Annotated in this window: 10 protein-coding genes; 7 read left to right on the top strand and 3 right to left on the bottom strand. The window is 61.8% G+C overall.

Going from position 1 to position 12,793, the window contains the following annotated elements:
* The first annotated feature begins 43 nt into the window (after window positions 1-43).
* The gene (locus F6X37_RS15875; protein ID WP_187611988.1) at window positions 44-1,078 is read left to right on the top strand and encodes an AraC family transcriptional regulator; all 1,035 of its coding nucleotides are present in this window, start codon (window positions 44-46) and stop codon (window positions 1,076-1,078) included.
* 241 nt (window positions 1,079-1,319) lie between these two features.
* Here the strand turns inward: F6X37_RS15875 and F6X37_RS15870 are convergent, their stop codons facing one another.
* Entirely contained in the window at window positions 1,320-3,725 is a 2,406-nt protein-coding gene (locus F6X37_RS15870) for a filamentous hemagglutinin N-terminal domain-containing protein (protein ID WP_187611987.1), read from the bottom strand.
* 417 nt (window positions 3,726-4,142) lie between these two features.
* Here F6X37_RS15870 and F6X37_RS15865 point away from each other — a divergent pair, with 417 nt between their 5' ends.
* Genes F6X37_RS15865 through F6X37_RS15855 form a run of 3 tightly spaced genes read left to right on the top strand, consistent with a single transcriptional unit; the run spans window position 4,143 to window position 7,031 of the window.
* Window positions 4,143-4,964 (top strand): ATP-binding cassette domain-containing protein, encoded by an 822-nt coding sequence (locus tag F6X37_RS15865; protein ID WP_187612040.1) that lies wholly within the window; start codon window positions 4,143-4,145, stop codon window positions 4,962-4,964.
* Window positions 4,957-5,997: an ABC transporter permease gene (locus F6X37_RS15860; RefSeq protein WP_311734821.1), complete on the top strand. Its 1,041-nt coding sequence runs from the start codon at window positions 4,957-4,959 to the stop codon at window positions 5,995-5,997. Before F6X37_RS15865 ends, F6X37_RS15860 begins: the two co-directional genes overlap by 8 nt.
* A gap of 29 nt (window positions 5,998-6,026) precedes the next feature.
* On the top strand, window positions 6,027-7,031 hold the full coding sequence (locus F6X37_RS15855; protein WP_187611986.1) for a substrate-binding domain-containing protein: 1,005 nt from the start codon (window positions 6,027-6,029) through the stop codon (window positions 7,029-7,031).
* Between the two features lie 50 nt (window positions 7,032-7,081).
* Here F6X37_RS15855 and F6X37_RS15850 read toward each other — a convergent pair whose 3' ends face one another.
* Window positions 7,082-8,527, bottom strand: coding sequence for a DEAD/DEAH box helicase (locus tag F6X37_RS15850; RefSeq protein WP_187611985.1), 1,446 nt, complete (start codon window positions 8,525-8,527; stop codon window positions 7,082-7,084).
* A 92-nt stretch (window positions 8,528-8,619) separates the two neighbouring features.
* On the opposite strand from F6X37_RS15850, the gene F6X37_RS15845 reads away from it, so the two are divergent.
* The 3 genes from F6X37_RS15845 to F6X37_RS15835 all read left to right on the top strand — a co-directional run bounded on the left by F6X37_RS15845 (window position 8,620) and on the right by F6X37_RS15835 (window position 11,244).
* Window positions 8,620-9,228, top strand: a complete 609-nt coding sequence (locus F6X37_RS15845; RefSeq protein WP_187611984.1) for a TetR/AcrR family transcriptional regulator — start codon at window positions 8,620-8,622, stop codon at window positions 9,226-9,228.
* Window positions 9,229-9,337: 109 nt separating this feature from the next.
* On the top strand, window positions 9,338-10,147 hold the full coding sequence (locus tag F6X37_RS15840; protein WP_184044334.1) for an oxidoreductase: 810 nt from the start codon (window positions 9,338-9,340) through the stop codon (window positions 10,145-10,147).
* Between the two features lie 95 nt (window positions 10,148-10,242).
* On the top strand, window positions 10,243-11,244 hold the full coding sequence (locus F6X37_RS15835; RefSeq protein WP_187611983.1) for an NADP-dependent oxidoreductase: 1,002 nt from the start codon (window positions 10,243-10,245) through the stop codon (window positions 11,242-11,244).
* 85 nt (window positions 11,245-11,329) lie between these two features.
* On the opposite strand, the gene F6X37_RS15830 is transcribed toward F6X37_RS15835, so the two are convergent.
* Window positions 11,330-12,736: an MFS transporter gene (locus F6X37_RS15830; RefSeq protein ID WP_187611982.1), complete on the bottom strand. Its 1,407-nt coding sequence runs from the start codon at window positions 12,734-12,736 to the stop codon at window positions 11,330-11,332.
* Between the last annotated feature and the right edge of the window lie 57 nt (window positions 12,737-12,793).

Below are 12,793 nucleotides of genomic sequence, written 5' to 3'. Positions count from 1 at the left end.
TTGAGGCAAAAAATTTACATTTTGATGCACGAGGGAAAACCATATGTCCTATCTGCTTCGCAGTGCCTCCCTGACCAGTTACGTCGAAGTGGCCCGATCGGTGGGCCTTGATCCTTACCAGCAGTTAAGTGATGCCGGCATTGACCGTTCCGCGTTGCTGAACCCCGACATCATGATTCCGGCCGAGGCAGTGGCGCGGTTGCTGGAAACCTCCGCCCGGGCCGCTGCCGTCGAGGATTTCGCGCTGCGCATGGCCGAGACCCGCCACCTCTCCAACCTTGGCCCTCTCGGTTTCGCGATGCGGGAACAGCCGACGTTGCGCCGCGCGCTCGAATCGATGGCGCACTATCTGCGCCTGCAGAACGAAGCGGTGGTGATGCGCGTCGAGGAAACGGCAGGACTCGCCATCATCCGCGAAGACCTCATGGGCGGCATGCCTGGCTCGATGCGCCAGGCAACGGAGTTGATACTGGGCGTCCTGTACCGGACGCTGGGCCTGGTGCTGGGCGCCGCCTGGAAGCCGCGCACCATCTGTCTCACGTACAGCGCTCCAGCCAGCCTCGCCATGCATGCGCGTGTATTTGGCGCGCCCGTTGAGTTCAACCAGGATTTCGACGGCATCGTGTGCCTCGCAGCGGATCTCGACGCCGCGATTCCAGCTTACGATCCGGTCATGGCGCAGCAGGTGCGCCAGTATCTGGATTCGATGCTGCTTCAGTCCAACGCAACCATGTCCGACAAGGTCAGGAAACTGGTCATTGCGCTTTTGCCGTCTGGCACCTGCTCGGCCGACCGGATCGCGCAGCATCTGGGCGTGGATCGCACGACCGTGAATCGCCACCTCGCCCGTCAGGGTGACAGCTTTCTGTCGATTGTCGATGCGGTGCGGGTTGAACAGGTGATGCGGTATGTCAGTAGCGGCGACCGGCCGCTGTCTGAAGTGGCTACGCTGGTAGGCTTCTCATCGCTGAGCGCGTTTTCCCGCTGGTTCAACGGCCGCTTCGGCTGCAGCGTTTCGACGTGGCGCCGCAAAAATGCACAACGAAGTGCTGGGGCCCGCGATGCATCGCCTGGCTAGCCAGCGCGTTGGGCCGCTGATTCTCTACCCTTGCGCCCCAGTGCCAGCGATCGTGACTATCGTTTGCGATTGCGCCCATGCCGCACAGGGCATGGCCAGAAGGATGATCCAGGCAGACTGGATAAGCCTCGCGCGAATGGAGCAATTCATCGCCGACCTCCCGGAGTTGTCCCGCCCAAATGATTTTCACGACAGCATCTGCGTCGTGTCGAGTTCCACCCTGTCGACAAGCCTTCGCCATCTACTGACCCAGTTGCCACCGCAGCACGGGGTGCGTTGCTCCGGCGGGCATGGCCCATACCCCGCCAGGTCCGAAGTCGTATGTGGGACCGAAGCTGACGGGGTTGCTCATCTGAGCGGTGGTCAGGCCCTGGGCGTTGCCAACCTGGGCGCCATGAGCCACACTCACTACAGCGACGGTGGCGCCGGTCGTCTGTGTATTCCAGAACACGTCGCTGCTTATGGTCACTGGCCCGTAGTTGAAGCCCGCGATGCCACCTCCGCCTCCCTGCCCTTGAACGCTGCCAGTGGCAAATGATTGCTCAACACTGCTATATAGATTCACTCCCACTAGCGCTCCCGCGGCTGCATCAGTCGCGCTGACTGCACCCGTCGCGTACGACTGCGTGATCGTTCCTGCGTTTTGACCGGCCAGCCCGCCGGCATAGGCCGAAGTGCCCACAACGCTCCCCGATGCGAAAGACTGCCTGATGACTCCCCCGTTGTAGCCGACGAGTCCACCATCGGAGAAACCTTGAGACGACGACACGTCAGCATTGCTGGAGGACCGTGTGATAGTGCCATCGGACCAGCCGACGAGGCCGCCCGCCTCTTGAGCGTTCTCGACCGCGACCGTACCACTGGTGTGGACGGACGCAATGGTGCTGGTGTTGAGCCCAGTTTCCAACAGGCCGGCCAGAATCCCATAGTAGCCGGCGTTAGCCGTGCCACTGACCTCGCCTTGCACCGTCAGGTCGCGTACGACACCGCCAGATCCTATGGCGGAAAACAAACCTACGCCCGGGTCGATGTCCGACGGTGATGCCTGAATCTTGAGGTTGGATATCGTATGGCCCATGCCATCGAACTGTCCGGTGAAAGGACTCGCTGGGAAAGCGCCAATCGGCGCATTGAACGTGCCCGACGGCGGCGTTGCATCCACGTCCTTGCCTAGCGCGTAGATGCCCGAAAGGTCCTGGTTGATTTTCTGGAGGTCGGCGAGCGAGTTGATAAGTTCATAGGCGGTCGACTGCGTGACGAGACCGCTGTCAGGTGGCGCCGTCCACGCCTGATTCAACAGAATGGTTCCCGCGCTGTAGTTGCCCCCGATGTCGTACAGCGCACTGACGATACCCGTGCTTGCCGACCAGTCGATGATGCCGTTATTCGCGATGCTGCCTCCATTGTCGCTGCCCGTTGCGTCGGCGCGCACGGTCAGATTGCCGGTACCGCGGTTCGCTATCGTCGTGCCCGTCGTCACTGAGACGTTGTGGTACGCGGCAAGCGTCAGCGAAGCCGCTCCCTCCCAGATAAGGCTGGATGCAATGCTCAGGTCGCCCGTTGCGCCATTGACGCCCGTCGTCGTGACCGCGACCGATGTGCCCGAATTCAGGCTCTGCTGCAACGCCCGGGTGGCCGCACTATCGATTGTGAATGTGGGTGTCAACAGGTTCCATTGGCCCGCGTGAACGGCTGCATGCCTGCCGAATGCGAGTTGTGCCGCTTGCGTGTCGACCGTTCCGCCGCTGCCATCCGCGTTGCTCGCGGAGATCTTGCCGAGTTGACTGACACGGCCGCCATCGGCGACGAGCCACACGTGACCGTCACGATCCGCCGTGCCCGTCGCGCGGATGCGCGTGCCGCCGCCAGCAAGCGCATAGACGTTCCCATCGGCGGCCTGCAGGCTGATCTGCGCGGCGTTTATGCGCCCTTTGTTGACCACGGTACCCTGGCCGCCCGTCTGCACGAACACCTGTCTGCTGCTGCCCGAATCCTGTAACAACACCTGTTCGCCTGCAGCCAGTTCGGCCGTACCGTTGGGCGCTGTGATAGTGCCCGCGTTGATCACGGCGTGTCGCGCAATCAGGAACACATCGCCGCTGCTCGAACTGATCTTGCCCAGGTTGATCACGCTTGCGTTCGGGTCGCCCGACAACGTAAGGGAACCACCGCCCTGCATGAACGCGTCGTTGCAGACATCGAGCGTTGACGCGACGAAACGGCCACCGGTGCTGATCACGCCCGATGGCCCCACGACGATGCCTTGCGGATTGATCACATACAGACTCCCCGTTGCACTGAGCCTGCCGAAGATGGCGGACGGCGAGCCGCCCGTCACGCGGTTCAGCGTCGCGCCCGAGCCGTTGTCGAACGTCACACTGTTGTTCCTGCCGATCGAAAAACTGTTCCACTCGATCACGCCGCGCGTCGAACCCGGTTGCGTGATCACGAGGCCGTTGGCCTGGCTTGCTATTGCGCCCGTGCCGGCCACGTAAGTGCCGCCTTGTGGAAGTTTGCCCGCCGCGAGCGTCGCATGGGCAAAGCACAGTCCGGTGAGCGCGCTGCCGATGACGAGCCACCGGCGTCCGGCTGACTGCCGACGACGCAGTGCGCGTCGCGCGGGCCGAGGTAGTTCTGGACGTGACATACACCCCCCTTTCCGCGTGGGGCGCGGAATGGCTGACGACGACCCGCAGAGCCGACCTGAAACGCGTTAGTCGAAGCGTCTGAAGAATAGCCGCTGGAGTGGCGGATGCATGCCGATACCTCTGCTTTTTGCGCCTTTTTGACCGGGCGTTTGTGGCCGCTCGTCCTGTGGGGACCCTTCTGACGCGCTTCTTCTATCCCTCAGGTTGTGCGTTGTTCAAGTGCCCAGGACTAATATTTTCCCGATGAAATATAAACGGTCTCGTAAGCGATTCTTGAACTGGACTCTAAGGCTTGCTAAATTTCAGGGACACTTCCAATGTAAGTTGATGCGGCGATCGATAAGCAAAGGGGAAAGATCTATGGCTGTCGTCGTTCACAACATCGCTGTGGGTCATTCGAGCTGGAGCGTGGCGTGATGCCGAACCAGCCAGCGCCCGGTACGTGCGCCTATCAGCATATCGTGCGCGCCCAAGGTATCAGCCTGTCCTACGGCAAGATACGGGCGCTGTCCGGCATCGATCTGGCCATTGGGCGGAACGAGATCGTCGGCCTGATCGGCGATAACGGCGCGGGTAAGTCGACGCTCATCAAGGTACTGACTGGTGTCGTGCGGCCGAGCACGGGCAAGCTGTTCATCCGGGACAAGGAGGTCGACTGGAACCGCTTTTCGGTGCGCGAGGCGCACCGACTGCGCTTCGAGACGGTCTATCAGGAAAAATCGCTGGGCGAGAAGCAGCCGCTGTGGCGTAATTTTTTTGTCGGCCGGCAGATCACCAACCGGTTCGGCTTCATCAAAGTTGCCGAACAGCGGCGCATTGCCAACGATATTTTGAAGCGCCAGCTCGGTTTCCGCGGCGTGGGGATCGACGCGGATTCGCTGATTGCGAAACTCTCCGGTGGCGAGCGCCAGGGCATCGCGATCGGACGGGCGATGTATTTCGACAGCGATCTGATCATTCTCGATGAACCAACGGTTGCGCTTGCCATTAGCGAGGTACGTAAGGTTCTCGACTTCGTACGGTCGATCAAGGAGTCCGGCCGCGCCTGCATCTACATCGAACATAACCTCGCCCATGTGCACGAGCTCGCCGATCGGCTCGTCGTGCTCGATCGTGGCCGGATCGTCGCGGATATGAAGTCGGGTGAGATGAGCCTCGAGGAACTCACCCGGTTCTTGATTTCGCTACAGCAGAGCGGGCACGGGCCGGCGCCGGCTGCGGGGCAAGGACGTGAGTGATCCGATAAAAGACGAACAGCCGGCGCGGCTGGTGCGTTTTCGCCTGCCGGATTTTGCACGCATCGAGGGAGTGCCGAGCCTGGTCGTGTTCGCGTTGGTGGTCGGCCTGTTCATGGCAACCGCACCGCGCGTCTTTTTAGGCTGGCCAATCTACTTCTCCTTCCTGACCACCGTGCCACCGCTGGCGGTGTTGGCGATCGGGCTCACTCTGGTGGTTGCGGCGGGGGAAATTGATCTGTCCTTCCCCTCCGTGATGGCATTCTCGGGCTTCCTGTTCGCCTGGTGCGTGAACACCACCGGATCAGCCTGGTTAGCCGGGATCGCGGCATTGGCGGGCGGCGCGCTGGTCGGCGTGGTGAACGGGGTGCTGGTCGCGGTGGTCGGTGTGCCTTCGATCATCGTGACAATCGGCACGCAGTTCCTCTGGGCTGGGGTTGCTTCGATCCTGTCCGGCGGGCTCTCCAATGCGCTACAGGAGCTCGCCAACGGTTCAGCCTATGCAGTATTCGCGGGCACGTTGTTCGGTGTGATCCCGATGCAAGCGCTCTGGGCGCTCGGGCTCGCAGTGTTCATGTGGTTCATCCTCAATCGTCACCGTTTTGGCGAGCACCTGCTGTTCATCGGAGACAACCGAAACGTGGCGAAGGTCGTGGGCATCAATGTCGTGCGTGAGACGGTGAAATTGTTCACGCTGATGGGTGTGCTGGCCGGTTTCGCCACGGTGCTGCTCACGCTCGAGAATCTGAACTATTTTTCAACCCAGGGGCAGGGCTATCTGCTGCCGGCGCTGGCCGGCGTGTTCATCGGCGGAACCTCGGTGTTTGGTGGCACGGCGACGATCGTGGGTACCTTCTTCGGCACTTTCGTGATAGGCATGCTGGAGGCCGGAATCGTTGCGACAGGTATCGCCGGCTTCTGGGTACAGGCGATCGAAGGGGTGGTGTTCATCGTCGCTGTGACGCTGCATCTGTTGGTAGAGAATCCCGCCAAGCTGCGCGTGTTGCGCGAAAGATTCAGGCTTGGGGGGCGATAAAGCCGTTAAATCAGGAGAAAGGAGCAGAAATGATCAAGATCATGACGGGATCCCTCCTGGGGGCGAGTATTCTCGCGTTTGGCCTCGCGCAGACGGCCGCTGCCACTGAGCCGACCACGACGGGGCCGCTCGGCGCCGGTATGACAATGTATATGCAGATGGGCGGAAACCCTGGCGACGGCGCGACGCTGCCACGTCAGACCGGGGCTGCGGACGCGGGGCATGCCTTAGGCATCAAGGTGATCGAGCAGTTCTCGGCCTGGAGCCCGGAGACAATGCTTGCGCAGTTTCGCCAGGCGATGGCGGCGCATCCGACGTGCATCGGCATCATGGGCCATCCGGGCGATCCAGCCTTCGCGCCACTGATCAAGCAGGCGGTAGACCAGGGCATCATCGTTACCGTCGGCAACACACCGCTACCCGAGAACCAGAAACTTTACGACGCGAAGGGCTTCGGCTACGCCGGCGTCGAACTCTACGTCGGCGGGCAGATCACCGCGCAGGCGATGCTCAACGCTGGGATCAAGAAGGGCGACGAGGCGCTGGAATACGGTGTGTTCAACGAGAGTGTGCGCAGTCAGTCTGACCGTGGTCTTGCCGAAACGCTGGAGAAGGCCGGCGTAAAGGTGACCAGGCTCAATATCTCACCTCAGGTGGATTCCGATTCATCGCTCGCCGTGCCGATCCTGGTCGCCTTTATCCAGGCGCACCCTAATCTGAAGGCGATTGGGACTCAGCACGGCGGTGTAACCGGGTTCATTCCGCAGGCGCTCCAGCAGGCTGGCAAGAAGCCGGGGCAAATCATCATTGGTGGCATCGATCTGGCACCGGCCACGATTTCGGGGCTGCAGAGCAAATACATTACCGCGACGCTCGACCAGCAACTTTATCTGCAAGGCTTCCTGCCGGTCACGCAATGCGTGCTCTCGGCTGCCTATCATTTCGCGGGACTGACCATCAACACCGGCGCGGGTGTCCAAACACCTGCGACGATCGACTCGCTCATTCCGTTGATCAAACGCGGAATTCGCTAAGGTCGGATGATGCGAGATGGAATGGCGTGTGCGTTGCCGTCACACACGGATCAGGGTTGGCGTTTGCCGCGGTCACCAGCGGGTTTGCCAGCCGGCTTACGTGAACCCGCAACTGGCTTGCTGGCCGGTTTGCTGCGTGGCTTTTGCACGCTGAACGGGCTACCGCTGGACAAGCTTGTGCCTTTACCCGCGGCCACAGCGCGTTGCGCTGCAGGCTTGCGTTTGTTTTCGCCACTTTGCGGGCGCGGTTTTTTGCTGAGCACCTGCATGGCGCCCGGCGCAGCTTGCGGCACTTCGGGCTTCTTAGGCTTTTTGGGTTTCTTGATGATCTGGCCCGTCGCGCTAGTTTGCGGCACGCGGTGTTCGGCTTCAAAACCCGGCTCTTCTTCACGGCGCAGCGTTTGCCGGATCAGCGCTTCAATCGCGGCCAGTTGCGGGGCTTCATCGGCGCACACAAGGGACACCGCCACGCCGCTGGCGCCCGCTCGACCGGTACGGCCAATACGGTGCACATAGTCTTGCGCCACGATCGGCAGATCAACGTTGATCACCAGCGGCAGATCGTCGATATCCAGCCCGCGCGCAGCCACATCGGTAGCGACCAGCATATGTACTTCGCCCGTCTTGAAGCGCTCCAGCGCACGCAGGCGCGCGGGTTGCGGTTTGTCGCCGTGGATGGTGTCGACCGCATAGCCCGCTTCATCCAGCATGGCCGCCAGGTAATCCACGCCATTGCGGGTTTTGACGAACACCAGCGCGTGCTTCCAGTCGTTCTCAGCCACAAGATGCATGAAGAGGTCGGGCTTGTTCTTTTTATCCACCGGCACCACCCACTGCTTGATCTTGCTGGCCGTGGCATTGGGCGGGCTGACGCTGATATTGACCGGGCCGCGCAGAATGCCCGCCGCCATGGCGCGGATCTCATCGGTAAACGTGGCAGAGAACAGCAGGGTCTGGCGCTGAGCGGGCAAGGCAGCAAAGACGGCGTTGAGCTCGCGCGCAAAGCCCAGATCCAGCATGCGGTCGGCTTCATCCAGCACCAGCGTTTGTACCTGATCAAACTGCACTGCGTTCTGGCGATGGAGATCTAGCAAACGGCCCGGCGTGGCGACGAGCACGTCCACGCCTTTGCGCAACTTCATCATCTGCGGGTTGATACTCACACCGCCGTAGGCGGCCAGAAATCGTAAGTCGAGGCCTTTGCCGTAAGCGATAAAGCTTTGCAGCACTTGTTCAGCCAGTTCACGCGTGGGCACCAGCACCAGAACACGCGCGCGGTTGCTGGACACCGCAGGGCCGTGTTGCACCAGCCGTTGCAACAGCGGCAGCGCAAAACCCGCCGTTTTGCCAGTGCCGGTCTGTGCCCCAGCCATGACGTCCTTGCCACTGAGCACAGCAGGAATCGCCTTGGCCTGCACCGGCGTAGGTGTCTGGTAATTGAGGTCCTGCACATTGCGCAGCAAGGGATCGATCAGGCCAAGCGAGGCAAAAGACATTGGCGTATTCCGGGCTAAAGCCGCAATTCTAGCGGTTACCGCCTGAACCGTCGGTCTCTGGATGGCCCCTGCAAATCCCGCCGGAATGATATATGATAGTCATCATGAAAAATCCACCCATCACCCGGAAGCCAGCCAGCCGCAAGGAAATCACGCATGAGCGCATCGTCGAGGTCGCCGCACGCGCGATTCGGCGCAGCGGCTACGACGGCACGGGCGTGGCTGACATCATGAAGGAGGCAGGTCTGACGCATGGCGGCTTCTATGCCCATTTCCCGTCGCGCGAGGTGCTGCTTGCCGAAGCCGCTGACCGCGCCGGAGCTGAATCCGTGGCGCTGTCGGAGCGTATCGCCGCGTCCGTGCCGCCGGAACAGGCGTTGCCGGCGATGATGCGCGCCTATCTGTCGAAGGAGCATTGCGAGAGCATCGAGACAGGTTGCCCGATCTCTGCCCTCGGCTCGGAGATGCCGCGCCAGGCGCCGGCCGTACGGCGCGCGGCCACCCGCCGCATCAAGGAGATGATCGATGTCGTTGCGCGCCAATTGCCCGATTGGGGTCAGCCAGGCGCGCACGAACAGGCGCTTTTGATGGTCGCCACAATGGTTGGCACGATGGTGATGGCGCGTGCCGTCGACGACCCCAAACTATCGGAGAGTTTTCTTGAAGCGGCATTGAAAAAACTCGCACCGACTGATGCGTAAATACGCCGGCCCTGTGCCGGTTTTCGTTGGACCGCAAATATGACTGTCATCATATTTGAGTGAAACGAATGCTCAACCACCCACGCAAAGACATCTTGGGAAGAACATCATGCAAACCAAAATAGCGCTCGTGACGGGCGCCTCGTCAGGAATCGGCGAAGCCACGGCAAAGCGGCTTGCGAAGGCCGGATACAAGGTCTACGGCACCAGTCGGCGCGGCCAACGAGCCGGCCAACAGTCGTTCGACATGCTGCCGCTCGATGTGACCAGCGATGCATCCGTTGCAGCCGCCGTCAGCGAAGTGCTGCGCCTGCAGGGCCGCATCGACCTGCTGGTGAACAATGCCGGTTTCGGCGTCGCCCCTGCCGCCGCGGAAGAGAGTTCGATCGACCAGGCACGTACGATCTTCGATACGAACTTCTTCGGGATCATCCGCATGACGCGTGCTGTCGTGCCTCATATGCGGCGACAACGCAGCGGCCGCATCATCAACATCGGTTCCGTGCTCGGTTTTCTGCCAATGCCCTATATGGCGCTGTATTCCGCCACCAAGCACGCGGTGGAAGGTTATTCGGAGTCGCTCGACCATGAGTTGCGTACGCTGGGCATCCGCGTATCGGTCATTGAACCTGCCTACATCAAGACGCCTTTCGACGCGAACTTCATCGCGCCCGACGCCCCTCTCGACGAATACCGCGAGGTGCGCTCGGCCGTGGACAAGCGGGTGAAGGAAGTGGTCGAGGGCGCCGACGGTCCCGAGGTCGTGGCCGAAACCGTACTGCAGGCCGCCATCGCGGCTCGTCCGAAACTCCGCTATACCGCTGGCGGACTCGCCGCCCGTCTGCGATTGCTGCGCAGATTTGCGCCCGCTGGACTGGTGGACGCCGGTATCCGCAAAGATCTGCGGCTGGCAACGTAGACGACGTGACTGTCTCCTCCCTGTTCAAAGGCTCTGCATCCGTGCTATTGCCAGCGAAACAACCAGACTTAACGAGCCACTGACAAGGAACCATGATGCAAGCATTCGTCGTCGATCGATATGGACGCAAGAATGGCTTACGATCCGACGATATGCCGGCTCCAGAGCCGCGCGAGGACGACGTATTGATCCAGATCCACGCCGCGGGCGTGAACCCGCTCGATGCCAAAATCAGAGACGGAGAGTTCAAGCTCATTTTGCCCTATCGTTTGCCGCTGATTTTGGGCAACGATCTGGCCGGGGTTGTCGTGCGCGTCGGCTCGCGCGTGCGGCGATTCAAGCCCGGCGACGAGGTCTACGCGCGCCCGCACAAGGATCGCATCGGCACTTTCGCGGAATTCATTGCGGTCAAAGAGGATGGCGTGGCCCTCAAGCCGACAGCGCTCACGATGGAGGAAGCGGCTTCAATCCCGCTGGTGGGATTGACCGCCTGGCAGGCGCTGATCGAAAAAGGGCAATTGAAGAAAGGGCAGAAAGTGCTGATACATGCCGGCTCGGGCGGTGTCGGCAGCTTCGCCATTCAACTGGCGAAGCATGTGGGCGCGACCGTCGCGACAACAGCGAGCGCGCGGAATATCGAACTGGTGAAGCAACTCGGTGCGGATATCGTCATCGATTACACGAAAGACGACTTTGCGACCATCCTGAAGGACTACGACCTGGTACTGGATACGCAAGGCGGCAATGCGCTCGAGAAGCCGCTGCGTGTGCTCAAGGCCGGCGGCAAGCTCATTGGGATCGCCGGTCCGCCTGATGCCGAATTTGCGAAAGAGATCGGTGCGTCGTGGTTCCTGAAAACGGTGATGCGCTTTCTGAGTTATCGCATCAGGAAGGCCGCGAAACGTCATGACGTCAGCTATACATTTCTCTTTATGCGGGCCAGCGGAGAACAGCTCAGCCGGATTGCCGCACTGATCGACGCGCGAGCGATACGACCCGTCATCGATCGGGTCTTTCCGTTTGAGTCGACCCAGCAGGCTTTGGCTTATGTCGAAACCGGACGTACCAAGGGTAAGGTTGTCATCAAGATCCGATAGTCAGCGTGAAGCAGGGCAAATGGCAAAAGAGGCGCGATCAAAAAGATCGCGCCTCTTTTTTCAGCGGACCCCGATCGCCATCACGTCAATCGATCGCCCTACCCGCGGTCTCTCGCATGAACGGCAACGGCAGCAACGACACGACGCTGCAACCGATCAGATACCACGCCGGCGCGAGATTGCTGCCCGAAATCTGGATCAGCCAGGTCGCGAAAAACTGCGCGAAGCCGCCGAAGACCGACACGCCGAGGCAGTACACGATCGACATGCCGGTCGCGCGGATCGCGCGCGGAAACAGTTCGGGCAGCATCACGATATTGGGCACCGCGGTGAACGTGACGAGCAGCGCGAGGCCCGCGACCACCGCAAGCAGCACCGGCACCGTCGGCGACGCGTTGATCGTCATGAAGGCCGGGTAGACGGCGAGAATCAGCAGCACGCGCGATACCCACAGCACGCGCTTGCGGCCGACCCGATCCGACAGCGCGCCCGCGAACGGCGAGCAGATCACCGTGACCACCGCGCCGGTCCACGCGGCCCACAGCGCGGTCGCCATCGGCAGATGCAGGATGCGGATCGCGTACGTCGACAGGTAGAACAGCACGATGTAGTTCGCCGCGGTGCCGCCGATCGTCGTCAGCACGCCGGTCGTGATCGAGCGCGCGTGGTCGCGGAACAGGTCGCGCACAGGTAGCGACGGAACTTGCGCAGCGGGCTTCGCAACGGTATCCGAAGCAGCCTGCGCAACAGTGCCGCCAGACGCTGCCGTGCCATCTTCAACACCCGGCAGCGTCTCGTCGAGATGCCGCCGGATATAGATGCCGACCGGCCCCATCGCCATGCCGATCACGAACGGCACGCGCCAGCCCCAGCTTTCGAGCGCGGCCGGCGACAGCGTCGCGGCCAGGGCAACGCCGAGCAGCGACCCCACCACCGTGTTCATCCCCTGGCTCACGAACTGCCAGCTGCCGTAGAAGCCGCGCGTGCGATCGCTGCCGTATTCGAGCAGCAGCGCCGTCGAAGCGCCCACCTCGCCGCCCAGCGCGAAACCCTGGATCAGCCGCGCGAGAATCACGAGCAGCGGCGCCGCGACGCCGATCGCCGCATAGGTCGGCGCGAACGCGATGATCGCGGAACCGAGCGTCATCAGCCACAGCGTCAGGCTCATCGCGGCCTTGCGTCCGGCGCGGTCCGCGTAGCCGCCCAGCACGATGCCGCCCACCGGCCGCATGATGAAGCCGACGCCGAACGTGCCTACCGCGAGCATCAGCTGCACGAGCTGACCTTCGACCGGGAAATACAGCTTGCCGATGATCGTCGCGAAGAAGCTGTAAATCGTGAAGTCGAAAAACTCGAGGCCGTTGCCGAGCGTGATCGCGGCGATCGCCTTCGCGTGGCCGACGCGCTTTTTAGGTTCACCGGCGAGGCGCTGCGCATCGAGCGCATCGAGCCCATTGGCGCTCGCGGACCGCGGTGTGGCTGAATAGTCCATCTGTGTCTCCGTCATTATCTTGTGGCTGCTACGGCAAGGCGCTCGCGCGCCGCCGCC

The sequence above is a fragment of the Paraburkholderia sp. 31.1 genome (assembly GCF_014397645.1).
In the GTDB taxonomy this organism is placed as follows: Bacteria; Pseudomonadota; Gammaproteobacteria; order Burkholderiales; family Burkholderiaceae; genus Paraburkholderia; species Paraburkholderia tuberum.
This window is presented reverse-complemented; position numbering and strand designations above follow the sequence as displayed.

Bases quoted from the DNA above. Each gene is read 5' to 3' on its own strand.
- F6X37_RS15875 (WP_187611988.1), top strand. From the start codon at position 44: ATGTCCTATCTGCTTCGCAGTGCCTCCCTGACCAGTTACGTCGAAGTG.
- F6X37_RS15870 (WP_187611987.1), bottom strand. From the start codon at position 3,725: ATGTCACGTCCAGAACTACCTCGGCCCGCGCGACGCGCACTGCGTCGT.
- F6X37_RS15865 (WP_187612040.1), top strand. From the start codon at position 4,143: ATGCCGAACCAGCCAGCGCCCGGTACGTGCGCCTATCAGCATATCGTG.
- F6X37_RS15855 (WP_187611986.1), top strand. From the start codon at position 6,027: ATGATCAAGATCATGACGGGATCCCTCCTGGGGGCGAGTATTCTCGCG.
- F6X37_RS15850 (WP_187611985.1), bottom strand. From the start codon at position 8,527: ATGTCTTTTGCCTCGCTTGGCCTGATCGATCCCTTGCTGCGCAATGTG.
- F6X37_RS15845 (WP_187611984.1), top strand. From the start codon at position 8,620: ATGATAGTCATCATGAAAAATCCACCCATCACCCGGAAGCCAGCCAGC.
- F6X37_RS15840 (WP_184044334.1), top strand. From the start codon at position 9,338: ATGCAAACCAAAATAGCGCTCGTGACGGGCGCCTCGTCAGGAATCGGC.
- F6X37_RS15835 (WP_187611983.1), top strand. From the start codon at position 10,243: ATGCAAGCATTCGTCGTCGATCGATATGGACGCAAGAATGGCTTACGA.
- F6X37_RS15830 (WP_187611982.1), bottom strand. From the start codon at position 12,736: ATGGACTATTCAGCCACACCGCGGTCCGCGAGCGCCAATGGGCTCGAT.